At 39.9% G+C, this 26021-nt stretch carries 18 protein-coding genes, 1 tRNA gene and 1 pseudogene; 11 read left to right on the top strand and 9 right to left on the bottom strand.

The annotated features are described in order from the left end of the window. Positions 1-45 precede the first annotated feature (45 nt). Positions 46-1755, bottom strand: a complete 1710-nt coding sequence (locus tag H6G25_RS17705) for a diflavin flavoprotein (RefSeq protein WP_190393621.1) — start codon at positions 1753-1755, stop codon at positions 46-48. 175 nt (positions 1756-1930) lie between these two features. Further along, the gene (locus H6G25_RS21360; protein ID WP_277881758.1) at positions 1931-2263 is read right to left on the bottom strand and encodes a DUF559 domain-containing protein; all 333 of its coding nucleotides are present in this window, start codon (positions 2261-2263) and stop codon (positions 1931-1933) included. A gap of 290 nt (positions 2264-2553) precedes the next feature. Here H6G25_RS21360 and H6G25_RS17695 point away from each other — a divergent pair, with 290 nt between their 5' ends. After that, the gene (locus H6G25_RS17695) at positions 2554-3195 is read left to right on the top strand and encodes a proprotein convertase P-domain-containing protein (protein WP_190393619.1); all 642 of its coding nucleotides are present in this window, start codon (positions 2554-2556) and stop codon (positions 3193-3195) included. A gap of 352 nt (positions 3196-3547) precedes the next feature. Here the strand turns inward: H6G25_RS17695 and H6G25_RS17690 are convergent, their stop codons facing one another. Continuing rightward, a complete protein-coding gene (locus H6G25_RS17690) occupies positions 3548-5272 on the bottom strand; it encodes a diflavin flavoprotein (RefSeq protein ID WP_190393618.1) in 1725 nt (574 codons plus the stop codon). A gap of 109 nt (positions 5273-5381) precedes the next feature. Here H6G25_RS17690 and H6G25_RS17685 point away from each other — a divergent pair, with 109 nt between their 5' ends. Next, positions 5382-6206, top strand: a complete 825-nt coding sequence (locus H6G25_RS17685; RefSeq protein WP_190393617.1) for a pantothenate kinase — start codon at positions 5382-5384, stop codon at positions 6204-6206. 286 nt (positions 6207-6492) lie between these two features. Here the strand turns inward: H6G25_RS17685 and H6G25_RS17680 are convergent. Both H6G25_RS17680 and alr read right to left on the bottom strand, forming a co-directional pair. Further along, positions 6493-6574 (bottom strand) — tRNA-Leu (locus tag H6G25_RS17680). A gap of 130 nt (positions 6575-6704) precedes the next feature. Then, positions 6705-7892 carry an alanine racemase gene (gene alr, locus H6G25_RS17675; protein WP_190393616.1) on the bottom strand — a complete coding sequence of 396 codons (1188 nt, stop codon included), beginning with the start codon at positions 7890-7892 and terminating at the stop codon, positions 6705-6707. A 399-nt stretch (positions 7893-8291) separates the two neighbouring features. Between alr and H6G25_RS17670 the strand changes: the two genes are divergently transcribed. From H6G25_RS17670 to H6G25_RS17645, 6 genes are all read left to right on the top strand, one after another. Further along, positions 8292-8789 carry an HNH endonuclease gene (locus H6G25_RS17670; protein ID WP_028085093.1) on the top strand — a complete coding sequence of 166 codons (498 nt, stop codon included), beginning with the start codon at positions 8292-8294 and terminating at the stop codon, positions 8787-8789. A gap of 630 nt (positions 8790-9419) precedes the next feature. Next, a complete protein-coding gene (locus H6G25_RS17665) occupies positions 9420-10697 on the top strand; it encodes a bifunctional oligoribonuclease/PAP phosphatase NrnA (RefSeq protein ID WP_190393615.1) in 1278 nt (425 codons plus the stop codon). 312 nt (positions 10698-11009) lie between these two features. Continuing rightward, positions 11010-11207 carry a 50S ribosomal protein L35 gene (rpmI, locus tag H6G25_RS17660; RefSeq protein ID WP_028090710.1) on the top strand — a complete coding sequence of 66 codons (198 nt, stop codon included), beginning with the start codon at positions 11010-11012 and terminating at the stop codon, positions 11205-11207. 19 nt (positions 11208-11226) lie between these two features. After that, positions 11227-11583, top strand: a complete 357-nt coding sequence (rplT, locus tag H6G25_RS17655) for a 50S ribosomal protein L20 (RefSeq protein WP_028090711.1) — start codon at positions 11227-11229, stop codon at positions 11581-11583. A 108-nt stretch (positions 11584-11691) separates the two neighbouring features. Continuing rightward, a complete protein-coding gene (locus H6G25_RS17650) occupies positions 11692-12477 on the top strand; it encodes a transporter substrate-binding domain-containing protein (protein ID WP_190393639.1) in 786 nt (261 codons plus the stop codon). An 87-nt stretch (positions 12478-12564) separates the two neighbouring features. Then, on the top strand, positions 12565-13089 hold the full coding sequence (locus H6G25_RS17645; protein ID WP_028090713.1) for a tetratricopeptide repeat protein: 525 nt from the start codon (positions 12565-12567) through the stop codon (positions 13087-13089). A gap of 789 nt (positions 13090-13878) precedes the next feature. Here the strand turns inward: H6G25_RS17645 and H6G25_RS17640 are convergent. Continuing rightward, a complete protein-coding gene (locus H6G25_RS17640; RefSeq protein ID WP_190393614.1) occupies positions 13879-14811 on the bottom strand; it encodes a histone deacetylase in 933 nt (310 codons plus the stop codon). Between the two features lie 243 nt (positions 14812-15054). On the opposite strand from H6G25_RS17640, the pseudogene H6G25_RS17635 reads away from it, so the two are divergent. Continuing rightward, positions 15055-15516 (top strand): annotated as a pseudogene (locus tag H6G25_RS17635) (RNA-guided endonuclease TnpB family protein); the annotation flags it as partial. A gap of 253 nt (positions 15517-15769) precedes the next feature. Here H6G25_RS17635 and H6G25_RS21575 read toward each other — a convergent pair. Further along, complete coding sequence (locus tag H6G25_RS21575; RefSeq protein WP_190393613.1) at positions 15770-18280, bottom strand: lectin-like protein; 2511 nt, start codon at positions 18278-18280, stop codon at positions 15770-15772. 654 nt (positions 18281-18934) lie between these two features. Between H6G25_RS21575 and H6G25_RS17625 the strand changes: the two genes are divergently transcribed. Further along, positions 18935-19453 carry a single-stranded DNA-binding protein gene (locus tag H6G25_RS17625; protein ID WP_190393638.1) on the top strand — a complete coding sequence of 173 codons (519 nt, stop codon included), beginning with the start codon at positions 18935-18937 and terminating at the stop codon, positions 19451-19453. A 162-nt stretch (positions 19454-19615) separates the two neighbouring features. Here H6G25_RS17625 and H6G25_RS17620 read toward each other — a convergent pair whose 3' ends face one another. Then, positions 19616-20494: an NAD(P)-dependent oxidoreductase gene (locus H6G25_RS17620; protein ID WP_190393612.1), complete on the bottom strand. Its 879-nt coding sequence runs from the start codon at positions 20492-20494 to the stop codon at positions 19616-19618. Between the two features lie 314 nt (positions 20495-20808). Beyond that, on the bottom strand, positions 20809-21996 hold the full coding sequence (locus tag H6G25_RS17615) for a class I SAM-dependent methyltransferase (RefSeq protein WP_190393611.1): 1188 nt from the start codon (positions 21994-21996) through the stop codon (positions 20809-20811). A 484-nt stretch (positions 21997-22480) separates the two neighbouring features. Here H6G25_RS17615 and H6G25_RS17610 point away from each other — a divergent pair. Further along, positions 22481-26021 (top strand): calcium-binding protein (locus H6G25_RS17610; protein WP_190393610.1); only part of this gene is annotated, 3541 nt, incomplete at its 3' end.

Raw genomic sequence — 26021 nt, 5'->3', positions numbered from 1 at the left:
AAATTACCCCTCTATCTAATCCTAGAGGGGCTAAGACGTAAGGTGTTAATAATAACTCGCTGATTTGCGATGATGTATCGCTGTGACACCATCTTGATTTAAGACTTTACCATCATCAACAGTCGCATAAACTAACCAATGATCACCAGCTTCCATGCGACTTTGCACAGAACATTCTAGATAAGCCAACGCTCCATTGATAATAATACCTCCATTGTTGGCTTCTTGAATGTCTAAACCCGCAAATCTATCTTGTCCGGGAGCATAAACCTTCATAAACTGCTTACGGATTTCCTTCCCTTCCGCTAAGATGTTAACGACAAATTTGTTATTTGTGTGCGTCATGTTTTCCATAGCCCGGTCTTTAGCAACCGCAATAGTTAAACCAGGTGGATTAAAACTAGCTTGTGTCACCCAAGAAGCTAACATTCCCGTTTTAACATCTCCTTCGGTTGCTGTAACTACACACAAAGAACCAACTATGCGCCCCACGGCTTGTTCTACATTTGTAGCAGGTTGTTTAGCTACAACTAATCTTTTCGCCGCTTTTTTCAATGCTTGAGCAAAATCAGTTCCCGCTTCCTCACAGGTTTGTAAGGTGACTTCATTGGGTTTGAATTTGACGCGAATGGTGTCAAAACCAAATCTGTATCCTGCGTCTTTAAGTTTACCTTCAATTAAATCAACCGCTTCCCCACTCCAGCCAAAAGAACCAAATACCCCCGCTAATTTATTATTAGTCGCAGTTGAGAGGACTATTCCTAACGCTGTTTGCACCGGTGTGGGTGCGTGTCCTCCTAAGGTGGGTGAACCTATGATAAAACCGGCGGATTTTTCCACAGCGGCTTTGATTTCTTCGGCTTCGGTAAATTCGCAGTTAATGGCCTCGACACTCACACCAGCCTTAGTGATACCGCGAGCGATCGCTTGTGCTAAAGTTGCAGTATTACCATAGGCTGAGGCATAAATTAAAGCCACAGTCATATCAGCGGAGGTTTGCTGTTTAGTCCATTCTCTGTAACCTTTGGTAATGTCAATTAAACCATAGCGGACAATTGGACCATGACCCGTAGCGTACATTCGCACGGACAAATCTGCTAATTTTTCTAAAGCTGTTTCGACTTGTTTAGCGTGAGGTGCCATTAAACAGTCAAAATAATAGCGTCTATCCTCATTAAACACCTCCCAACCTTCATCAAAAACCTGGTCTGAGCAAATATGCGCCCCAAATAGTTTATCAGAAAATAATATTTCTGTTTGCCGGTCCCAGGTACAAAGTTCGTCAGCGTAACGGGGGTTAGGAGTGGGAATAAATTGTAAATGGTGTCCTTTACCTAAATCGAGGGTATCTTCCCCGCGCATAACCAGAATTGATAAATCCTGATTTTCCAAAGCAGCGCGTAAATTTATCGCTCCTGGGTTAGAACAAACAAAGGTAATTTGGGGTGCAATTTCCAGTAAAGCTTTTAACGTCGCAGCCCGGTTGGGGTTAACGTGACCAAGGATCACATAATCGAGATTTTTGAGGTTAAACCGCTGTTGTAAAGCTTGGAGGTAGATTTCGGTAAAAGTTTCGCCAGGGGGGTCAATAAGGGCATTTTTATCGCCTTGGATGAGATAAGAATTAGCCGTTGTTCCCTTAGCTAAAGCATATTCAATTTCAAATCTTAATCTTGCCCAACTGCGCGATCGCAATATTATGGTATCTGTACCAATAGGCAATATTTGTACATCACGGGGTTTAGTTTCTGACATGATACTTTATCTCCTTGATTTTTGAACATAACTCCACTTCTCTCCTGTCCCCCTCCTCCCTTGCGGGGTTTTAAACACTGGACAATTTTTCTCTCCTGTCCCCCTCCTCGCTTACGGGATTTTAACCACTGGACAATTTTTCTCTCTTGTCCCCCTCCTCGCTTGCGGGGAGGGGCTAGGGGTGGGGTTTTAACCACTGGACAATCTCCTCCAAAACCCCCTCTATCCTGAACAAAACATCCTCATTCTTAAACCTCACCACCCGCAAACCCAAAGACTCTAAAAACTCTTCTCGAATAGCATCTTCTACTTGAGTATAATTGTGAATTTCTCCATCTACTTCAATTACTAATTTGACTTCGTGACAATAAAAGTCAACTATAAATCTATCAATCACCTGCTGACGACGAAACTTAAAACCCAGTAGTTGCTTATTTTTTAATCTTTGCCAAAGTTGCTTTTCTGCTAATGTGGCTTCTGTCCGCATTTGTCTGGCTAAAGGTTTCAGTTTTGACCAGATTTCTGGTGGGCTTTGCCAAGAAACCCCACCCCCTAACCCCCTCCCCGCAAGCGAGGAGGGGGGACAAGAATTAAGGGAGGAGGGGGGACAAGAATTAAGCGGGGAAAGGGAGGAGGGGGGACAAGAATTAGGATTGGGTATGTGATAATTTTTCATCTTTTGCTATTGCTATTTAAGTGATTTTCAGCTACTCTACTGCTAAGTACCGATTCGGTACATATGAGGAAGTTAAAAACATAAGAAACAAAGGACATCATGATCAACACTAACGTTCAAAAATGGGGGGGGTAGTTGCTTCCCTGGTAAGCATTCTAGCTCTTTCTAGTGCGGCAGAGGCGATTACTTTCACCAGTCCAACTGGTTTTTACAATATTCCAGATGGCAATGCAACTGGGGTAACAGCATCAATCAATATCTCTGGTCAACCCAATATCAGTAGCTTTAACTCCGTGACCATTTCTGGGTTTACCCATAGTTACTATAACGATTTGAGAGCCTTTCTTTCTAATGGCACAACCACAGTGCAACTATTTGGTTCATATTATACCGATGAGCAAGAGTTTACCAATAGTAATTTTGATCTTAATGGCAACTACACCTTTGCCAATACTGGGGCCAATTGGTACGATCAAGACATTGATCCATTGCCATCTGCCACCTATGCCAGTTTTCAGCCATTAAGTGCTTTCAATGGCAGTCCACTCAATGGCACTTGGACATTAAATGTCCAAGACGAAGCGACCGATGATCTAGGCGCGTTTAGCAGTTTTTCAATTGATGCGACTCCTGTTCCCTTTGAGACTGATGCCGCACCAGCAGGTATGGCAATTGTCTTTGGTGCTTTGATGTTGCGGAGAAGGTTGCAGCAGCGCTCGGCTCAGAAGATGTTAGCAGAGTCGGTTGATTCTGGATTGATTTGAGCCAACAGTTCAGTAAAATCAAAGATATCTGAATAGAAATCTGTTTCTTTCTTGTCCCCCTCCTCGCTTGCGGGGAGGGGCTAGGGGTGAAGATGTTAGCAGAGTCGGTTGATTCTGGATTGATTTGAGCCAACAGTTGAATAAAATCAAAGATATCTGAACATAAATCTGTTTCTTTCTTGTCCCCCTCCTCGCTTGCGGGGAGGGGCTAGGGGTGAAGATGTTAGCAGAGTCGGTTGATTCTGGATTGATTCATGAGCCAACAGTTGAATAAAATCAAAGATATCTGAACATAAATCTGTTTCTTTCTTGTCCCCCTCCTCGCTTGCGGGGAGGGGCTAGGGGTGGGGTTCTAATAATGATTCCCGACTTTCCGGTGGTGTACGGCTGTCATGGCATCGGGATTTGATACTCTACCAGCGTAAGCTGTGCTGTATACTGCCCAATGATCACCACAATCCATGCGGCTGACTACTTCACATTCTACGTAAGCTAGGGCATCTGTAAGTATAGGTGCGCCATTTTCCGCCGGTTGGGTTTTCACTCCTTGAAAACGATCTGCACCGGGAGCAAATCTTTTTAAGAAATGTTTCATTAAGGGTTGATAGTTGCCTTCTTCGAGTATATTGAGAACGAAGCGATCGCCTACTTGCATCAGTGATTCTATCGCCCGATCTTTAGCGACTGCAATGGAAAAACCCAGGGGTTTAAAGCTGGCTTGACTTACCCAGGAAGCTAACATGGCGCTGGATACGTCGTCTTTTTTGGCTGTGATAATATATAAACCGCCGCTAATTCGGCCTAAAGCTTTGTCTAAATCAGCCGCAAGAGATTTCATGGTTTTGATGCTTTTATCTCTTGTCACCCATTGTCCTAAGTCTGTACCCGCTTCTTCACACTTTTTATAGGTGTTGGCTGTGGGTGTTTCCCGAATTTCAATTACGGGAAAAGATACGTGCAACCCTAAAGCCCGGAATTTATTTAACAGGGGATAGGTAGGTTCATCATCTCCTCCACCGGTTTCAAAAATACCAATGGCTTGTTTTTCTTTGGCTGAACCTAAAACGGTGCTGAGGGCAGCTTGAATGTTAGAATTACCTGATACTGGAGGCATTCCCACCACTAAACCTGTACAACGTCCTACTAGTTCCCGCAGTTCTTGTAATTCGTTAACGCTGGCTAAATCTACTATTTCGACAGCTACACCGGTTTTTGTAATCCCATTGGCTATAGATTGGGCAATGCGATCGCCAAAACCGTACTCGGAGACGTAAAATATGCCTACAGGGGTTTCCGCTTTGGTTTGTCCTTGACTCCAGTGGCGATAACGGCTTGTCAATTCTTCCACATTGTGGTACAATAATGGTCCGTGACCGGTGGCAATTATGCGAATTGTTTTTAATTCTGCCATACGCTTCATTGCGGACAAGACAGAACGGGCATTTGGTCCCATCAAACAATCATAATAATATTTAAAGTCGGCTTCTATGGCTGCTAAGTCGTCATCAAAGGTACTTTCTGAGCAGTAATGTAACCCGAAAGCGTCGCAGGTGTAGAGAATTTGGGTTTTGTGGTCGAAGGTGAAAATGGTATCAGGCCAGTGTAAATTCGGAGCAATGACAAATTCTAATTCATGGCCATTGCCTAATTCCAAGCGATCGCCATTTTTCACAATTTTACGCTTAAATGGTTGGTGTACCAAATCTTCTAAAAACTGAATTGCCACTTTTGACGCAACAACGGTTATATTAGGAGCGATTTGTAATAAATCTTTTACTAGTCCACTGTGATCTGGTTCAGTGTGACTGACAATCAAATAGTCAATATCTTGGGGATTAATTAAACCAGTGAGGGTATCAAAATAAAGTTGGCGAAATTTTTCATGGGAGGTATCAACTAGGGCTATTTTCTCACCACGAATTAGAAAAGAGTTGTATGTTGTGCCATTTTGCAAACCAAACTCAATATCAAAGCGATCTCTGTCCCAGTCTAAAGAGCGAATCGCCGTGGTATTTTCACTGATATCTATGGTATTTATGGTCAAACGCTTTTTTAACTTTTCCGTGAGCAATACCATAACGCCCCTCCTTAATAAATTGAGTATTTATGCCTTTCTCCTATTGTGGCACAGGTTTATTATTAATTAATATTAAAAAACCTATAGTTCAGTTAAGAAAATTAAAACATTGGCAAATCATTCTCCTGCAAAAAATCAACAGCATCTTTCCTTAGCATTAATAATTGGTAATTCCCGTGTTCATTGGGGATTATTCATAGATAAAACCCTATACTTAACTGGGAATACATTTCATCCATCTGCATCTATTATCCAACAATTAGCCCAATTTCCAACATTAGATAATTGGCTGAGAGTGATTTCTTTACCTGGGGATATTTTTCCTATTTCCCCAGATTATCCTGTACCTGTGATTTTTGCCTCTGTTGTTCCCCAGCAAACCGCACTTTGGCAAATTTACCCCTATTTACGTCTAATTACTTTAGCAGATGTACCATTACAGAGAATGTACCCGACATTAGGAATTGATCGCGCTTTAGCGTTATGGGGTGCAGGAATAACTTGGGGATTTCCCACATTAGTAATTGATGGCGGTACAGCATTAACTTTTACAGGTGTAGACGGTGATAAATGCTTACTAGGGGGAGCAATTTTACCGGGTTTGGGGTTACAATTGAGCAGTTTAGGACAAAAAACGGGACAATTACCATTATTAGAAACTAGTTTAATGACCAATTTACCACCACGATTTGCGATGAATACATCCCAGGCAATTCAAAGTGGAGTAATTTACACTTTATTAAGTGGGATAAAAGATTTTATTGAGGCTTGGTGGGGGTTATTTCCTGATAGTCAAATTATCATAACTGGTGGTGATAGTAAGTTATTGAAAAACCATCTTCAGCAACAATTTCCAGAGATAGGAAAGCGGTTAATTATAGACAATAATCTGATATTTCAAGCAATTGAAAATATATATAGGACTCATATTTGATTTTTGGGCGTTGCTGAAACCAGGTATGAATTTAGGTGTAGAGACGAGAATCCCTACCCAGGTCACGTCTCTAATCTACAAGGATTTTTAAATCATCAAAAATTATTTTCATACCTCAAATCAGCAACGCCGATTTTTGAAATATACGTAGGCTGGGCAATGCCCACTTTATACTACTTACCGCTGGGAATAAGCTTAGTAAATGAAAACTACTCCCATGATGCTATTGAAGAAAGCAATAATTCAAGCCATAGACTCGTGTATGTGTTATATAACACTTAAAAAATGCGGATAAAAGGACTTGAACCTTCACTCCTTTCGGAACTAGAACCTAAATCTAGCGCGTCTGCCAATTTCGCCATATCCGCGTTATCATCTTATGATTCTAGCATAACAAATCATTTATGACAATAGGTAAAAATTTTAAATTTATTTAAGATTGATTTAAAATTTAAACTTGAGATATGGGGGATTAGTAACTTATCCGCATATTTCCGTTTATACAAGAGTTACGCGAGGTAGACGATGCTTAAAGCCGCACAGAATTTCCCAAGAAATGGTATTTAGGCAATTTGCCCAATTATCAGCCGATATTTGCTCTTTTCCCTGTTCTCCCAACAATGTAACCACTTCCCCCTCTTGTAAATCCGGTATAGAACTTACATCTAACATCATTTGATCCATTGTGATTGCGCCAATTTGCGGCACACGCTGTCCACGGATTAATACTTGCATTTTGTTAGAAAGACTACGAGGTACACCATCAGCATAACCAATACCAACTACCGCCAGCCGCATTTCCTCAGCAGCAATAAAATGATGACCATAACTAACTCCAGTCCCCGCAGTTATAGTTTTAACTTGGGTAACTCTAGCTTTAACTTGTAAAACAGGTTTAAGTTTGATTTGATTTTGTAAGTGAATAGCAGGATACAGCCCATAAATTGCTAAACCTACGCGCACCATATCATAGTGTAATCCCGCATCTGTGAGAGTAGCCGCTGAGTTAGCTAAATGTAAAGTAGGAATTTTGAGACCTTTAGCTTTGATGAGTGCTATTACTTTTTCAAATCGTCTATGCTGTTCTGTCATCACCCTAGTATCAGGACTATCTGCTGTTGCCAGATGAGAATAAATACTAGTAATATACAAATGGGGTAATCCTTGCACTAACTGGATAAACTCTACTGCTTCTTGCCAATTCGTGCCTAATCTGGACATTCCCGTATCCAGTTTAATATGTACAGGCAAGGGTAAATTATAATTAATATCTTCTAATACATTAGAAAACTCTAAAGCTTGCTTAGGACTACACAGTGTAGGCTGAAGTTGCCAATAAGCGATCGCCTGAATTTGTTCTGGTGTGTTGGTTGCCCCTAAAATTAAAATTGGGGCTTGAATACCATCTTCACGTAATTGAATACCTTCGGGAACAGTCGCTACACCCAACCAACTAGCACCAGCTTCTAATACAGTTTTAGCAACTGCTACTGCTCCATGTCCATAGGCATCAGCTTTGACAACTGCCATTAGTTGAGTACATGGAGATAAAAACTTTACCAACTCCTTGACATTATTAGACAAAGCCCCCAAATCAATTTCTACCCAAGCCCGCTGAGAAAACCAAGCATAAGCATCACGTTCCTGATGATCAGTAAAAATTGGGGTTTGTTTGCGATTTAACATTAGACTCCACTCCTATCACACCACCGAAAAGCTTCTCCCATCCCCTAGAAGCTATATCAATTTAATCAGGAAGTTTAACTTTTATCCGGTAATTTATACAAGACGGTGGCGTGAGTAATATTAGTGTGTCCGCATATTCAACAATTTTTCTTCAATATTATTTTATGATAGTTCTTCCTTATCAATTTTATCATAACAAATTTAAAATCAAATGTCAACCCCTAAATACTTCTTTATTGCGATTTTTTTTAAATTTGAGAAAATAGTGACCACAAAATCCCCTACTGCTTGAAGAAGTCGGGGATCTGAGTTGAGAATAAAAGTATAAATTCTTTTCCTATCCCCAAGAAAGTGTATTTGTGTTAGTATATGTAAAACTAATACCTTGAGCGCAGATTCATGGGGAAGGTTTTAGTCCTGAACGCCTCTTACGAACCGCTCAACATCACCAGTTGGCGACGAGCCACCGTGTTGTTGATGAAAGGCAAAGCTGAACGCTTAGAATACAATGGTAAGTTCCTTTACACTGACTTTCCGCAGCCAACCGTGATCCGGTTGCGCCACTATGTCCGTGTTCCTTATATGGAAGTTCCTTTGACCCGTCGGAATATCCTGCATCGTGATGGACACACTTGTCAATACTGTGGTTACACAGGAGATAAGTTGACACTTGATCATGTGATACCGAGATCACGAGGGGGGGGTGACACTTGGGAAAACATTGTTGCTGCTTGTGTATGCTGCAATGTCAAAAAAGGCAGTCGGACACCCCAAGAAGCACGGATGCCTTTGCGTCATTTACCTCGCCAACCTTATAGCAGTCTTTACTTTGAGGTAACAAAACATCTGAAAAGTGGACTGCACCAAGAGTGGCAAAAATACGTAATAGGCCTTTGACATTATATATAATCAACTACAAAAACTCAGGTCAAAGTTCACTTGTGGATATAACTGTTTGACTCTCAAACAGTGGCTACAAGTGGAATTTTTGCCAGTTTTGGGTTAGTGCTAACCAGCTTAGGGTAAAATTGCCATAAGCTGATATTTTCATGTCCGCTGCGTCGTAAATTACTTGTTTTTCAATGATTGGAGTTATATCCTTTAAGAAGGGATATAGAGGGAGGTTTTGTTCTTAACTGATAATTTGCTACAATTATGAGTAAATGATTTGCCACCAAGCCACCAAAGAAATTGAGAAACAAATTTGAACACAGGATAATGATCATAACACAAGTCAAATAAATGTTCAAGATAATTATCTAATTTTCATAAAAATCTGCATATTTGTTTGGACAAGTCTTGAAATCAAGAAGTCAAATAGATGCTAAAAGGAGAGGCTTGCTTGATTTTTGGTATTTATAGGTGCTTCTTGACTTGTGTTAATAGCAAAAAATAAACAACTTTAGATAGTACCAACAATTAACTTTAGATTATGGACAAGTCTCATGTAGCTTTAGCAGCGCATTATTGCTTGGATTATATCTAAATGGATAACACCACCTTCAACGTTTAGAAATACAGTTCCCTATGTACGCGAATTATCCAGCTTCTCAAATTGAGAACTTATTGTTAGCTAAAGATCCAAATCCAGAGGAAGCAGAAACAGAGAAAGAGATTATTGAACCTCCACCTTTAGCCCGGACATCTTTATCACCTGCTAATAGTGATAGTGGTATCTATTTAGTTCAGCGTGGCAGTTCTTTAGCGTCTCAGAAATCGGAAGAGTTGCAAAAAACCTTGCTAGGACACCGCCATGAACGTCAATTAGTGGTTTTACAGGATTTTCCTGATCCTGACGCTCTTTCTTGTGCCTGGTCATATCAATTAATTGCCCAACAGTATGATATCAAATGTGATATTATTTACGCAGGAACTTTAAGCCATCAAGAAAATATTGCTTTAGTTAAGTTAACTAATTTACCTGCTCAACGCTGGACAATGCAAACCCTGAAAAATAAAGATTTGTCATGTTATCACGGTTTCGTGTTAATTGACAACCAGGGAACTACATCTCAATTATTACCAGCAATTCAACAAGCGGGAATTCCCTTGATAGTGCTAGTAGATCATCATAGCTTGCAGGGGGATCTCAAATCCGAATTTATGGATGTTCGTCCCTACGTGCGGGCTACGGCGACAATTTTTACTCAATACTTACAATCAGGATTATTAACCTTAGATAATAGTATTAACCAGCACATCAAATGTGCTACAGCCTTAATGCACGGGTTAAGATCGGATACAAATAGGTTAATGCAAGCCCAAGAAGAAGATTTTATGGCTGCTGGGTATTTGAGCAGATTTTATGATGCTCAGTTACTAAATGCTATTTTACAAGCAAATCGTTCTAAGCGTGTAATGGATGTGATTGAGCGATCGCTTAAAAACCGAATTGTTCAAAATAATTTTTCCATAGCTGGTGTTGGTTACTTGCGGTATGATGATCGGGACGCAATTCCTCAAGCCGCTGATTTTTTAGTTACCGAAGAAAATGTTCATACTGCGGTAGTGTATGGAATAGTTCATGATGAAGACGACGAACTAGAAGTAATTATAGGTTCTTTGAGGACGACAAAACTGACCCTAGATCCTGATGAATTTATCAAAGAAGCCTTTGGCCAAGATAGCGCCGGGAGATTTTTTGGTGGAGGAAGAACTGGTGCGGGAGGCTTTGAAATTCCCATGGGTTTTTTATCAGGTAGTAATGAAAATTCAGCTTATGCCAAAATGAAATGGGAAGTTTTCGACGCACAAATCAAGCAGAAATTATTAAGATTGGTAAATCCGAGAGACAATCCAATTTAGTCTTGAAACTGGATTAAAAGACTTGATTGATTTAGGGTTTAGCAGTGCTGAACCCATGCTAATTTTTGAAAAATTTACTATATATCCCATATTCTGCACTTCATTTTGTAAATAGTTGTTGTAAATAGTTGAAAAATTTACTATATATGGGCGGACGGATTTCTACTCATAACATTAGTGTAAACTAAAATTTTTGCCTTGTCAAGTCCTGAAGTAAAATATTTTGGGAATCCTTGCCGATATTGCCAATGGGACATACAATTTGGCTTTTCTCGTATATAATAGTAGATTGTGTTGAATTAAAGCCATCTCATGCCTAAACTAAAGACTCGCAAGGCTGCGGCCAAGAGATTCCGCGCCACTGGTAGCGGTAAAATTGTCCGCCGTAAACCTTTCAAAAACCACTTATTAGAACATAAATCTTCTAGCAAGAAGAGCAATATGTCAAAAATGGCAGTTGTTCATGAACGGGACGAAGAGAACGTGCGCTTAATGCTTCCATATTTGTAAAAGACACAGGTACTAAGATATGACTCGGGTAAAACGCGGTAATGTAGCTCGTAAACGCCGCAATAAAATTCTCAAATTAGCTAAAGGTTTTCGTGGTTCTCATTCCACTTTGTTTAGAACTGCTAATCAACAGGTAATGAAGGCGCTAAGAAGCGCTTACCGCGATCGCAAAAAGAAAAAGCGTGATTTTCGTCGTCTGTGGATAGCACGTATTAATGCGGCTTCCAGACAACACGGTTTAAGCTACAGCCGTTTAATTGGAAATTTGAAAAAGGCCAATGTGGAACTAAACCGCAAAATGTTGGCGCAATTGGCAATTCTTGATCCGGCAAGTTTTGCTAAAATTGCAGAATTGGCACAATCGGTTAACGGATAAAGGTGGCAACGGATGAATAACGGATGTAACAAATGGCCACCTCGGAAAATTGAAAATTAAAAATTAAGAAGTTTTTTGCAGTTTTTAATTGGAGTAAAACCCTGGGCAATGATGAAGAAGTTACATCTGGTATTATCCGCTACCTTGTTATTGATGGTTTGCCTATTTTTTTTAGGTGGCGACTTGACTGTATCTGCGGGAACAATGGCGGAAATTCAGCAGCGAGGCTATCTAAATCTAGCAGTTAAGGATAATCTCCGTCCTCTAGGTTTTAGGGATAATCAAGGCAATTTACAGGGGTTAGAAATTGATTTAGCCAAACGTTTAGCCAGTGATTTATTAGGGAAAGCCGACGCTGTGAAATTGCAACCAGTAGCTAATAGCGATCGCTTACCTGTAGTATTTAATCAGCAAGTTGATTTAGCTATCGCTGGGGTGACAGCAACAGCATCACGTTCTCGCCTTGTTAGCTTCAGTGTTCCCTACTATTATAATGGTGCGGCAATAGCTACAAAAAATACATCTATTCAAGAATTAAAAGATGTAGGAAACAGGAAAATAGCGGTTCTTAACCACTCTAGCACTATTTCTTACTTAAAATATTTTACACCATCGGCTCAATTAGTCGCTGTCAATTCCTACGGACAAGGGTGGGAAAAAATAGAAAATAATCAAGTAGATGGTTTTGCTGCGGATTTTAGCGTTCTTAGTGGTTGGGTGCAAGCATATCCTCAATATCATATACTAGCAACTAAATTATCAGCAGAACCATTATCTGTAGTTATGCCCAAAGGATTGCAATATGATGAATTAAGACGTAAAGTGAATGAAGCCATAGCCCGTTATACAGTTACAGGTTGGCTCAAAGAAAGGATAGAATATTGGGGATTGTAGTAATTAATCAATTAAGATCCCTAACTTCTTCAAGAAGTCGGATATCTATGACCTAACACATTTTAATTTAATCAGTATTTGTAGAAAATGGATAACAATTTAGTCATCATTTATCTTTCAACTTTTGTTGGTTTACTCGCATTTGCTGGTGTGAGTGTTTTTCGTCAAGTATTCAAAACTCGGAAACTTGAAAGCTCCCTGAACAAGTTAAAAAACAAATTAACTAAAGAAAAAGGCACTGCTCAAGAATATTATGAATTAGCTAGTATTTATTCAGAAAAAAAAGTATTTAGCCAAGCCATAGTCCTATTTCAAAAAGCTCTAAAAGCAGCCGAAGAAGAGGGAGAAGAATCTATCGCTCCTATTTACAACGGCTTGGGATATGTTTATTTTGCTCAAGAACAATATGATTTAGCAATTCGTCAGTATAAAGAAGCTATCAAATTGAACCCAGATTATATATCAGCCCTAAATAATCTCGGACACGCTTATGAGAAGAAAAAATTGAATGCTCAAGCTTTAGAAATGTATGAAGCTACTCTCAAATTAGCACCTAATAACGCCGTTGCTAAACGTCGGGCTGAGTCTTTGCGTCGCTTAGTTTCTGTTTAGTTCTATGGTGCTATGAATTTCTCGTTATCTGTCTGTGAGAATCTCAGTTAGGGGTTAGAAAACACTTCTCAATAGACAAAACCCACCTGGGTGGGTTTCAAAAATGAAATTACTTTCTGGTGAGGTACAAAAATTCAGAATTAAACGCAGATAAATGCAGATAAACGCAGATAAACGCAGATGATTATGTTTATGGTGACAGGTTGTAGATCAGATTTCGGCTATGAAACTAAATACTATCAGACTTTTCACACCTGTCCCTAGTTTGAAGCGTATTTTTAGCTGTCTCGCGTTTTTTCAATTGTTTCAATCACTGCTAAACCTATACTAGAAAATGTCGTTAGTATAATTATTGATGCGAAAAAAGCAGTGGTTAGCATCTGGAGTGCTTGGTCAAAAAAAATATAGGTGGTCATTTGTTCACCTTCTGAACTTTAGATAGCTACTGGTACTTTTTATGAAATTCCCAGTAATTATATCTTAACAAAACTTTAGCTCTTTCAGGACATGATGACAAAGTTTTATTACGAAAGATTTGATAATTTTGATAAATTTTAACTATAGGAATCCGGTTTGATTCTGTGAATTTATTTGTGTGGTCAGGGAACTCTTAACTGGGAACAGGGAACAGGGAACACAGGAAGAAAGAGAGAATTGATACCTACTGAGTCTTGTATGGCTACGCCACGCAAGCTATCAAAAATCAAATATTATTCCTATATTTACACATTGTTATTCTCTAGGTAGTGAAGTCTTAAATTTAGTGGAATATGGAGTTACTAAAAAAGACTAACTAATACAGGTTTGAATAGTAGCAATTACTGATTTAGCAAGACTTGGTAAATCATAACCTCCTTCTAAACCAAACATAATTTTTCTGGTTATACTCAAACAGTATTCTGTAAATAAACTAAAATCCTCTGGTTGTAAATTCACACTTGCTAAAGGATCATTAGCATTAGCATCATAACCAGCGCTGACAATCAGTAAATCTGGGGAAAAATTATTTAAAAATGGTAATATATGGTTTTCCCATAGGGGTTGATAGACAGTAATATCACTACCAGGAGAAATAGGTAAATTTAACACATTATTGTGTAAACCTTGTTGAGAAGCATCCCCTGTACCAGGATAAGCTGGATATTGGTGAAGGGAAATATAAGCAATTTGTGGGTGAGTTTCGACTATTGCTTCCGTACCATTACCGTGATGTACGTCCCAATCTAGGATAGCAACACGCTTAATTCCTGGTTGTTGTAAAGCGTAAAAGGCTGCGATTGCAGCATTAGAAAATAAACAAAAACCCATACCCGTATCACTGACCGCATGATGTCCAGGTGGACGCGCTAAGACAAAAGCGGGATCTGCTGTATTAAGAACTATATCAACTGCATCCAACCAAGCACTGACCGCTAACAAAGCGACATCATAACTACGGGGAGAAACGGGGGTATCTCTGTCTAAATAACCACCACCGTTAGCAGCGATATTTTTAACTTTGTTAATATAAGTTGTGGAATGAACACTTTCTATGCAAGACATTAAAGACGGTTTTGATATAACTGGTGTAGGTAGTTTCCAGGTAATCTTTTCCGCAAAACTCGCAGTTTTTAAAGCATCAACTATGGCTGTTAACCGGGCTGGTTTTTCTGGGTGGTAGATTCCAGTTTTGTGGTCTAGAAACTCGTCAGAATAAATAACTTGTAACTTATGTTTATACATCTAGTATGGGAAAAGTAAGTGAGGTAAAAGCAATTTAATTTATTTAATTTATCAGAAAACGCCGTAATACCCCATCCCTCTACAGGGTGGGGATGTAAGGCGGGTAAAAATTAAACACCGTCCACGCTATACTAAGCGCAACTTAATCGTGAAAGAGAGTAGTTTCATTTTTACCAATCTTAGAGTTTGGTGGATTTCCTCAAGAATGTTAGACTCAAAATAGGTCGGGGTAGGGAATAGAAGATGATTGTTTTTGAATTTAAAGCCAAAGGCACAAAGCAGCAATATCAAAAAATTGATGAGGCTATACGGATAACCCAATTCATCCGTAATAAGTGCTTGCGCTTTTGGATGGACAATCATAATGTTAAATATTACGACCTGAATAAATACACTGCGGTCTTAGCTAATGAATTTGATTTTGCAGATAAATTAAACTCAATGGCTAGACAGAGTGCAGCAGAAAGAACAGCTTTTGCAATTAAAAGATTTTTTGATAATTGTAAGGCAAAAGTTCCAGGTAAGAAGGGTTATCCCAGATTTCAAAAAAATAACCGTTCAGTTGAATATAAAACAAGTGGATGGAAACTATTAGATTACCGAAAACACATTAACTTTACAGATAAATGTGGAATTGGTCAGCTAAAGTTAATTGGAACTTGGGATTTACATTTTTACCAGATTAAGCAAATCAAAAGAATCAGACCAGACTTGGTAACAAGTTTGAGCAAGGTTACTCATTGAAGCAAGAATTCCCGTCCCTCTATAGGGCGGGGAGTGTCAATTTAATAGATTAATGTGAGAACATGGACTATTTTACTTCTTGCGATTATAAACGACGACTACACAAACTCTGTTACCACCTGTTTGGACTAATGAGAAATTAAAATTATAAAACCCATCTTTATGGGTTTTATTTGTGTAGCTGCGGTTTATAACCAGAAAATATGGTACTAACTTAGACTACAGTAAAATCAGTGTTATTAATAAACCCAGGACTAACATTTTGCAAAGTAGCGAAAATTTCACCACTGCTCGTATTCCTGATCACAGTATTAGTACCAGTTCCTAAAATTGTCAATTGACTAAATAGTAAACCCCCACTTAAGCCAATGCGGTCCAATCCATCTTGGAAGTCTTGAACGATATCAGCACCATTACTTAGTGCAATTACAAAAACATCATTGTTTGCTCCTCCTACCAAAATATCATTGCCTTTACCACCATTGAGAATGTCATTTCCAGCTTCACCCCAGAGGGTGTCATTATCATCATTTCCGAAGAGGGTATCATTATTATTGCCTCCATAAAGGAAATCCTTGCCTATACCCCCGTTTAATTCATCTAATCCATCACCACCATACAACCGATCATTACCATCATCTCCAAATACTAAATCATTACCTGCCTCTGCATTGAGAATATCATCACCAAAATCACCAAAGAGAATATCGTTACCAACACCACCTAACAAGCTATCATTACCGACACCACCATCAAGGATATCATCACCAGCAAGACCTCTGAGGGTATCATTTCCTAAGTCACCGTTGAGGAAATCATTTCCATTATCCCCTTGCAGAATATCATTACCGAGGCCACCAAATAGTTGATCATCGTTATTCCCACCAAATAGTTGATCATTACCGTCACCACCATCAAGAATATCATTTCCATCGTTACCCTGGATGGTATCATTGCCAGTATTTCCAACTAACTCGTTAGCCAGATTATTACCTTTGATGGTATCGTTTTGAGTAGTACCAACCACATTTAGGAAATTCTGCACGTTTAAGGTGATAGAATTAATCGGCGCTGGTAATCCGTTGATGATCAGGTTATTAGTGGCTAGATTGACGTTGAGGGATGTGGTGGTAGCGATTCCAGTGGATGCGTCTATGGTGTTAGATTGACCTGTAGCACCAATTACAGTTTCTACGTCTACAATTGTATCTGTGCCAAAAGAGCCTTTATTAACGATTCCACCTGCTAACAGGGTAATTGCTTCCGTAAGACTGCTATAGTTAACTGTATCGCTTCCTAAACCACCGTTAATTGTATCATCACCTATGCTACCGATAATTGTGTCATTAGAGTTAGCGATTTCGATAATTCCTCGTAATAATAGCAATGAATTGGGAAGATCGTTCCATATTCCCGCTCCTCCAAGATTAAATTCTACGTAGTCTTCGTTATTGGCATTATCAGGTTGACCTGGAGACCAGTTAGTATAAGTGACAGCTTCTCCATTTGCCCATTTAAATGTTCCTTCAGTCACCTCGTCTGTCAAACCAATCCATAACCTTTCCGTACCACCAAAGGTGTTAACTAAAAATTCACTTTCCGCAGCATCATTAACGGTAACAAGATTACCACCTAAAGTAACGGCTTGTGCTTGTGCTTGTGTCCAAGTACCTGCATTACTCAAGAGGTAAAATTTGCCATTATAGGTGAAAATGGGAGCAGTAATAGCAGAGGTAACATCACCAAAAATCTGATCATTTCCTTCTCCACCATTGAGGGTATCATTACCACCATTACCGGTTAAAATGTCATTACCGTTGCCTCCTGCTAGGTTATTATTGCCATCATTCCCAGTAATTGTGTCATTATTGGCTGTACCAATAACATTAACAAAATTATGAACGGAAAAGGACAAAGTCGGGAAAGCACTATCACCAGTATTCACAACTAGGGATTTAGTCGCTAAATTGGCATTAATGGTAGCAGTGCCAGTGGCTGTGGAAGCATCAATAATGTTAATTTGACCTGTTGCACCGATAATGTTCTCTATACCAACCAGTTGGTCTGTTCCTGCTGTACCTTTGGTAACTACTCCTGTTGGTTTCAGGGTAATGGCTTGACCTATGGCACTATAATCGGCTGTGTCTTGACCAATACCCCCATTAATTGTATCGTTGCCAGTGCTACCGATAATTGTGTCATTAGATGGGTTAGCGATTTCGATAATTCCTCGGAAGTTAACAGTTATGCCAGCATCATCCCATTTCCCGGGATTTTGAAAATTGATATAAGCATAGTCTTGAATACCACCACTATCATCAGGTTGACCTGGAGACCAGTTAGTATAAGTGACAGCTTCTCCATTTGCCCATTTAAATGTTCCTTCAGTCACCTCGTCTGTCAAACCAATCCATAAACCTTCCCTACCACCAAAGGTGTTAACTAGAAATTGATTTTCCGCAGCATCATTAACGGTAACAAGATTACCACCTAAAGTAACGGCTTGTGCTTGTGCTTGTGTCCAAGTACCTGCATTACTCAAGAGGTAAAATTTGCTATTATAGGTGAAAATAGAAGCAGTAATAGCAGAGGTAAAATCACCAAAAATCTGATCATTTCCTTCTCCACCATTGAGGGTATCATTACCACCTAAACCATTGATAGTATCATCACTGGTTGTACCCCGGAGGTTGTCTGCTGCTGATGTTCCTGTAATAGTGGACATATTTTTATGTTGTTTTGTAAAGCTTTGTGGACATTTGTAAATCTAATTTGTACTGTGATTTCTTGTCAACTAGTTAAATTACTGAAAAAAAGCGGCTTTTATCAAGAAGAACTTGTAATTTTTTTACTTTAAATATTGCATGACACAAAAATAGGACTTAAATAAAATTTATGTGACACCTTCTGCTATTCTTACAGGATAATACCCAAAGGTGGTTTTATTTTCGCCGCGTAATGGGTAAATCCTCCCAAATCAAGGGCAAATATACGCATCAATAAAGTTGTATTTAAAACAGATTAATTTTATGTTGTAAATGTATGAATAAATATATAGGACTTACTGAGAGAATTTGGGAGTGACACCACACCGTGCTATGAGGGCTTTGAGGCGCAATTCTTGTAATATAGAAAGATGATGATTGCCTCCGACACAGGAACGGTAAGTATGATCATCGTTTTACAGCCATTTTTAGGTAAATGAACCGCATTTTAATCCAAGTTTCGCGCCAAGACCCAAAGGAGCGAAGAAGCGAAGGAGTAGATTAATTCAGAGTGTGGTATAAATACATAAAAAATGCTGTAATTAATTATGCTGAAATTTTCTCGTCAAGTTAAATTCACCGCGAGAAAAAATATTGAAAATCAGGAGCAGGTCATGAACAGTTGTATTTTGATGGCGGAAATTTATGATAATCCTCAACTGCGTCACACACCAGATGGGTTAGAAGTGACAGAAATGATTGTTCATGTGCCAGGAACAAAACCAGATGATCCAACTCATCCTTTAAAAGTCGTAGGTTGGGGAAACTTGGCAAAAGAGATTCACCAAAGTTATCATCAAGGCGATCGCGTTATTATAGAAGGGCGCTTAGGCATGAATACAATTGATCGCCCGGAAGGATTTAAGGAAAAACGCGCAGAATTGACAGTGCAAAAGATTCACGCCATCGGACAAGGTACTTATACCAGTTCACCAGCAGCAGCAGTAACTCCCGTAGCGCAACCAACCTACAGCCCGACGAGTTATGAATCAAACTATCCCCCATCAGCCCCTGCTGAAAAAAATGAACCCCAGGTAACAGCCACTCAACGGACATACCAACCCACACCGGTGCAGTCTGCGTCCCCTGTAGGAGTTACAGCAGAACCAGATCCTGATGATATCCCGTTTTAGTGGGAAGGATTATAGGAAAAGCACATTTAATTCCCGAAAATGTCGGTCTTCCTCTATTAACCTGCACTGTATTTAATTTGTATGATTCTAGCGGGCAAAATGCCCGCAGCACAACATCTAACCAGATGAAGATAATCAAATTTAGATGGGTAACAGCTTACCTCAACCCCCACTGACTTCACCCCATTCCCGAATTGCTGGAAATACGGATGAATAATCATCTTCTGGATAAGACATTTTCATAGTCGCGTGTAAGATTTGCCTTACACCCTCAATACTGCTGAGATTCAAACCCAAGGATTTAGCTTCAGAGATAAATAAATCTATTTCTTTGATCAGTTGTTTTGTCGGTAAGTTAGCATTATTATAATTACCATCTAACATCCGGCGCAAATTTTGATCAAAGGTGGGAGCATAAAGTTTACTTTCGCGCAGAATTTGCATAAACAAATCAACATCAATACCTTGCAACTGGATAAAAGCCAGACTGAGAGCAAAGCTAGTTGTCAGTGAAGCAATGAGTTGATTGAGTGCTAGGGTGAGGGTAGAAGCAGTACCCACAGGTCCTATGTATACAGGATTGTCTCCAAAATGTTGGAGGAGTGGGAAATGACGTTGATACTGTTCCTCCTCTCCACCTACCATGACGATTAATTTGCCAGTTTTAGCTTCGGGAATACTACCGAGGACAGGAGCTTCTATATATTCGCCTCCAGCCGCAACTACTGCATCTCTGATTTCTTGGCTTTCTACGGGGGTAATTGTCCCCATTTGAATGATGCTGCGTCCTGATAAAGTATGCCAAGAGGTATCTGTCAGCAAGACATGATAAATAGCTGCGGCGTTAGAAAGCATTAGGACTATACAGTCAGCAGCGCGGATGGCTTCCCTCGGTTTTGTCGCAATTTCCGCCCCTGCCGCCCGTAGCGGTTCTAATTTTTCTGGGGTGCGATTATAGGCAATTAGCTCTATATTGGCTGCTAATAACCTTTGAGCCATCGGTAGTCCCATCAATCCAGTTCCCAGAAATGCCACCTTCATGTTTCACGTTCCTTAGTCAGTGGTCAGTTGTCAGTTGTGATCTGAATTTTAGATTTTAGATAAATAAAATCCAAAATCCAAAATCTAAAATCTAAAATCCAAAATCGCCTAGCCTCCAGCGGCAAAAGTCACCATAATGATCACAGAAAGTAAGATGCCGGGGGACAATAGAGTTACTAGCACTAACAGATCATGAGCAGTCATAATTATTTCTCTGGGGTAGATTTGTGATTTGAATGTCATCTCTGTTATGCTAGTGCAAACAAGACTGATACAGAATTGTTAAAGAGATTTTTAATCTTTCCCCTTAATCTCTACTCTGGTACGACTAATCCCAGCAGTGGTTTTGATGCCTCTTGTGCAGTTAGTCCTCGACTTTGGACTAAAACACCAAAATTACCTAATCCCCCTGGATTAATTAATTGGTGTAATCCTTCCCTTCGCTGTAGCAACTGTGATATTGGTTGCTGTTGAAAAGAGAGAGCAGCTAATCTTTCACCTATTCCCAATGCCATTAAAAATAAGCCTTGCTGCGTCCAACCAACTTTTTTGAGTCCGCACCTTTCACCCCAGGATGATAAGGCTGTAAAGTCAACATGGGCGGTGATATCTTGTCTGCCAATATTGATATAAGGATGATCATGATGACGATGTTGGTAGTAGCATTGGAGAGTTCCCTGATCTCGTCTGGGGTGATAATAACGATGTGCGGGGTAGCCATAATCAATTGTTAACACATAGCCGCGTTGCAAGCAGTCTGCTACTATACCCAACCATTTCAAAGCCGCTAAATTAATTTCACTGCGATAGCCATTTTCATAAGTATTTTGGCTTAAATCAATTCCCACCAACTTAAAATACTCCCCTAATTGTGGTGTTGATGGTTCTGCCATGATTTCAATAAATATAGGTAAAGCAGAATTTTCTTCCTCCGGTTTTTGCTCAACAGTAACGTAAATTTCCCGCAATTCCCCCCCGTCTAAAATAAATTGATGGACTGGAAAAGCATCCACTAATTCATTAGAAAAGAAACAGCCAGTAATGGAATTGGGGGTGATTTCTTCCAAGTTACACCAATCTACAGCAAAATCTTGTAACCGTTGTTGTTGTTCCTGTTTTAAACTTTGTGATTTTTCAACAATAATATATTTGACCGCTGCAAAAAAGTCTGGGTATTCTTGCTTTGCATAGTTGAGAATATGGGAGGCTAATATGCCTTGTCCTGCTCCCATTTCTACCAAATTAAAAGATATGGGTTGATCTAAAATCTCCCACATTTGATAAAACTGCTTTGTCAGTAATTCCCCAAAATCAGATCCCAAACTGGCAGATGTGAAAAAGTCACCATCTCGAAATCCAATTTTTACAGCATCACTGGCATAATAGCCATATTCTGGATGATATAACACCATATCCATGTATTCAGCAAAGGTAATTCTTTTTGGGGAATTAGTAATAATACGATGGGCTATAGCTTGACACAGTGGCAAATGGGAATCCATAAAATTTGCAGTGCAGGACTAGGAAGAACTCAGAAGTTAGGACTATAGTTACTAAAAATATAGTCCAAATATTTCTAGCTTGGAAAGGAACTTACACCTTACAGGGCTAACTACAAGCCGCACCCCAACGGTTTCTATCATCAGATAGAGTTCCAAACTACTTTTACCTTTTTTGAGTTCTGATTTGATTAGCTACTCTTGAAAATGTTTTATTTCGTCTAATTTATAGGATTTCCTGGCACAAAGGAGCCGGTTGGTTAATTCTAACTCTTGTGCACTCTCAGATCAGGACTTTCACCACTTTCCAAGGATCTACCCTTCTTGAACTCAAGACTAATATATCACACACGGACAGATCTGGCATCACATAGGCAGACCACAATTGATCATATTTTTGTGCAACATCTGTTAATATTTGACTAAATATAGGAATAATATTTGATTACTGAAAAGCTAACCATTCACAATACACAGGGTTATTTTCATGGCAATTTCAAATTTCGGTAAGTCTCCTAGTGATAATAACAACAACAATCTTCACGGTACTACAGGTAATGACACCCTCAATGGTAGTGCTGGTAATGACACCCTCAATGGTGGTGCAGATAGTGACACAGCCGACTATAGCCAACTTGGTCAAAGCATAACCTTATCACCAACAGGAATCATCACTAAAGGTGGTGGACTAGGGAATGATCAACTGATTCAAATAGAGACAATTATTGCTGATGCCAGTGCGGTTAATAATACCATTGATGTGTCTACTGCGGGGAATGCAGCCTCTATCAATGTCAATTTACAAACACAACAACTGACTGTCAATGGTGTACCAGGAGTGGGAACATTCACAGTCACCAATTTTGATAATGTTCAAGGAACAAGTCAAAATGACACCATTACTGGTGATACTCAAAATAACCAACTCTCTGGTAATGCTGGTAATGACACCCTCAATGGTAGTGCTGGTAATGACACCCTCAATGGTGGTGCAGATAGTGACACAGCCGACTATAGCCAACTTGGTCAAAGCATAACCTTATCACCAACAGGAATCATCACTAAAGGTGGTGGACTAGGGAATGATCAACTGATTCAAATAGAGACAATTATTGCTGATGCCAGTGCGGTTAATAATACCATTGATGTGTCTACTGCGGGGAATGCAGCCTCTATCAACGTCAATTTACAAACACAACAACTGACTGTCAATGGTGTACCAGGAGTGGGAACATTCACAGTCACCAATTTTGATAATGTTCAAGGAACAAGTCAAAATGACACCATTACTGGTGATACTCAAAATAACCAACTCTCTGGTAATGCTGGTAATGACACCCTCAATGGTAGTGCTGGTAATGACACCCTCAATGGTGGTGCGGGTACAGATACCTTAATTGGTGGTTTAGGTGATGATATCTATATTGTTGATAGTGCCACTGACACCATTACGGAAAATATCAGTGAGGGTACAGATACAATTCAATCCAGTCTCACCTACTCTATTGCCACCAAGACTAATATTGAAAACCTGACCTTAACAGGAACAACAGCGATTAACGGTATAGGTAACGCAGCTAATAACGTCATTACAGGTAATAGTGGTAATAACACCCTCAATAGTGGTGCGGGTAACGACACCCTTGATGGTGGTGGGGGTATTGATGCTTTAATTGGTGGTACAGGCAACGATATTTACATTGTTGATAGTATCACTGACATTATTGCAGAAAATGCCAATGAAGGTACAGACACAATTCAATCCAGTGTCACCTACTCTATTGCTGCCAAGACCAACATCGAAAATCTGACTCTCACAGGAACAACAGCGATTAACGGTACGGGTAACGCAGCTAAGAACGTCATCACGGGTAATAGTGGTAATAATACCATCAATGGTGGTGCGGGTAACGACACCCTTGATGGTGGTGCGGGTATTGATACCTTAATTGGTGGTACAGGCAACGATATTTACATCGTAGATAGCACAACTGATACCATTACCGAAAATGCCAGCGGTGGCACAGATACCATTCAATCTAGTGTTAGTTTCACTCTTGCTACTCTAACCAACGTTGAAAATCTGACTCTAACAGGAACAGCAGCCATTAACGGTACAGGTAACGCAGCTAATAACGTTATTACTGGTAACATTGCTAATAACACCCTTGATGGTGGTGCTGGCAATGATACCTTAATTGGTGATTCTGGTGATGATATCTACATTGTAGATAGCACCACTGATATCATTACGGAACTTACCAGCGGTGGTACAGATACCATTCAATCTAGTGTTACTTTGACTCTTGCTACCAACATCGAAAACCTGACCTTAACGGGAGCAGCAGTCATTAACGGTACAGGTAACGCAGCTAATAACGTCCTTACGGGTAACGGTGCTAATAATACCCTGACTGGTGGTGCAGGTAATGACACCCTTGATGGTGGAGTAGGTAATGATAATTTGATTGGTGGTTTGGGTGATGATATCTATATTGTGGATAGGATAACTGACATAGTTACTGAAAATGTCAATGAAGGTACAGATATCATTCAATCTAGTGTCACTTTTACTCTTGCTACCAACGTTGAAAATCTGACTCTAACAGGAACAGCAGCCATTAACGGTACAGGTAACGCAGCTAATAACGTCCTCACGGGTAACGGTGCTGATAATACCCTTGATGGTGGAGCAGGCAATGACATCCTGAATGGGGGTGAGGGTATTGATGCTTTGATTGGTGGTTTAGGCGATGATATTTACTTTGTTGATGATAGCAGTGACAGCATTACTGAAAATGCCTCCGCTGGCACGGATACAGTTAACAGCACCGCTGATTATGCTCTCTCTGACAATATCGAAAACCTGATCCTGACAGGAACAGCCGCCAACGGTACGGGTAACACAGCTAATAACATCATCACAGGTAACGCGGCTGATAATGTCCTTGACGGTGATGCGGGTATTGATACTTTGATTGGTGGTTTAGGCGATGATGCTTACTTTGTTGATAATAGCAGTGACAGCACTACTGAAAATGCCAACGAAGGCACGGATACGGTTTACACCACCATTAACTATACTGCCTCTGCAAATATTGAAAACCTGACCCTGATAGGAACGGCTGCCAATGGCACAGGGAATGCTGGGAATAACATCATTACGGGTAATGAAGTTAATAACACCCTTGATGGTGGTGCTGGTATTGATATCCTCAGTGGTGGAGATGGTAATGATATCTACGTTGTTGATAGTACAACTGACATTATTATCGAGGAACTGGAGGAAGGTACAGATACCATTCAATCTAGTGTTACTTACACTATTGTGGCTGCTAACGTTGAAAACCTGACACTGACAGGAACAGCAGCAATTAACGGTACGGGTAACGCAGCTAATAACGTCATCACAGGTAATAGTGGTAATAACACCCTCAACGGTGGTGCAGGTAACGATACCCTTGACGGTGGTGCGGGTACAGATACCCTAATCGGTGGTACAGATGATGATATCTACATTGTAGATAGCACCACTGACACAATTACCGAAAATGCCAAGGAGGGTACAGATACCATTCAATCTAGTGTTACTTACACTATTGTGGCTGCTAACGTTGAAAACCTGACACTGACAGGAGCAGTAGTAATTAACGGTACAGGTAACGCAGGTAATAACGTCATTACTGGTAACGGTGCTAATAACACCCTTGACGGTGGTGCGGGTACAGATACCCTAATCGGTGGTACAGGCAACGATATCTACATTGTAGATAGCACCACTGACACAATTACCGAAAATGCCAACGAGGGTACAGATACCATTCAATCTAGTGTTACTTACACTATTGTGGCTGCTAACGTTGAAAACCTGACACTGACAGGAGCAGTAGTAATTAACGGTACAGGTAACGCAGGTAATAACGTCATTACTGGTAACGGTGCTAATAACACCCTTGACGGTGGTGCGGGTACAGATACCCTAATCGGTGGTACAGGCAACGATATCTACATTGTAGATAGCACCACTG

This window comes from Dolichospermum sp. FACHB-1091 (assembly GCF_014697585.1).
Lineage (GTDB): Bacteria > Cyanobacteriota > Cyanobacteriia > Cyanobacteriales > Nostocaceae > Dolichospermum.
The sequence above is the reverse complement of the archived record's forward strand: the minus strand, read 5'-3'. Positions and strand labels throughout refer to the sequence as shown.

Excerpts from the sequence above, each read along its gene's own strand:
- H6G25_RS17640 (WP_190393614.1), bottom strand. The coding sequence starts at position 14,811 with ATGTATAAACATAAGTTACAAGTTATTTATTCTGACGAGTTTCTAGAC.
- alr (WP_190393616.1), bottom strand. The coding sequence starts at position 7,892 with ATGTTAAATCGCAAACAAACCCCAATTTTTACTGATCATCAGGAACGT.
- H6G25_RS17695 (WP_190393619.1), top strand. The coding sequence starts at position 2,554 with ATGGGGGGGGTAGTTGCTTCCCTGGTAAGCATTCTAGCTCTTTCTAGT.
- rpmI (WP_028090710.1), top strand. The coding sequence starts at position 11,010 with ATGCCTAAACTAAAGACTCGCAAGGCTGCGGCCAAGAGATTCCGCGCC.
- H6G25_RS17690 (WP_190393618.1), bottom strand. The coding sequence starts at position 5,272 with ATGGTATTGCTCACGGAAAAGTTAAAAAAGCGTTTGACCATAAATACC.
- H6G25_RS17625 (WP_190393638.1), top strand. The coding sequence starts at position 18,935 with ATGAACAGTTGTATTTTGATGGCGGAAATTTATGATAATCCTCAACTG.
- H6G25_RS17620 (WP_190393612.1), bottom strand. The coding sequence starts at position 20,494 with ATGAAGGTGGCATTTCTGGGAACTGGATTGATGGGACTACCGATGGCT.
- H6G25_RS21575 (WP_190393613.1), bottom strand. The coding sequence starts at position 18,280 with ATGTCCACTATTACAGGAACATCAGCAGCAGACAACCTCCGGGGTACA.
- H6G25_RS17645 (WP_028090713.1), top strand. The coding sequence starts at position 12,565 with ATGGATAACAATTTAGTCATCATTTATCTTTCAACTTTTGTTGGTTTA.
- H6G25_RS17650 (WP_190393639.1), top strand. The coding sequence starts at position 11,692 with ATGATGAAGAAGTTACATCTGGTATTATCCGCTACCTTGTTATTGATG.
- H6G25_RS17670 (WP_028085093.1), top strand. The coding sequence starts at position 8,292 with ATGGGGAAGGTTTTAGTCCTGAACGCCTCTTACGAACCGCTCAACATC.
- H6G25_RS17665 (WP_190393615.1), top strand. The coding sequence starts at position 9,420 with ATGTACGCGAATTATCCAGCTTCTCAAATTGAGAACTTATTGTTAGCT.
- H6G25_RS17615 (WP_190393611.1), bottom strand. The coding sequence starts at position 21,996 with ATGGATTCCCATTTGCCACTGTGTCAAGCTATAGCCCATCGTATTATT.
- H6G25_RS17705 (WP_190393621.1), bottom strand. The coding sequence starts at position 1,755 with ATGTCAGAAACTAAACCCCGTGATGTACAAATATTGCCTATTGGTACA.
- rplT (WP_028090711.1), top strand. The coding sequence starts at position 11,227 with ATGACTCGGGTAAAACGCGGTAATGTAGCTCGTAAACGCCGCAATAAA.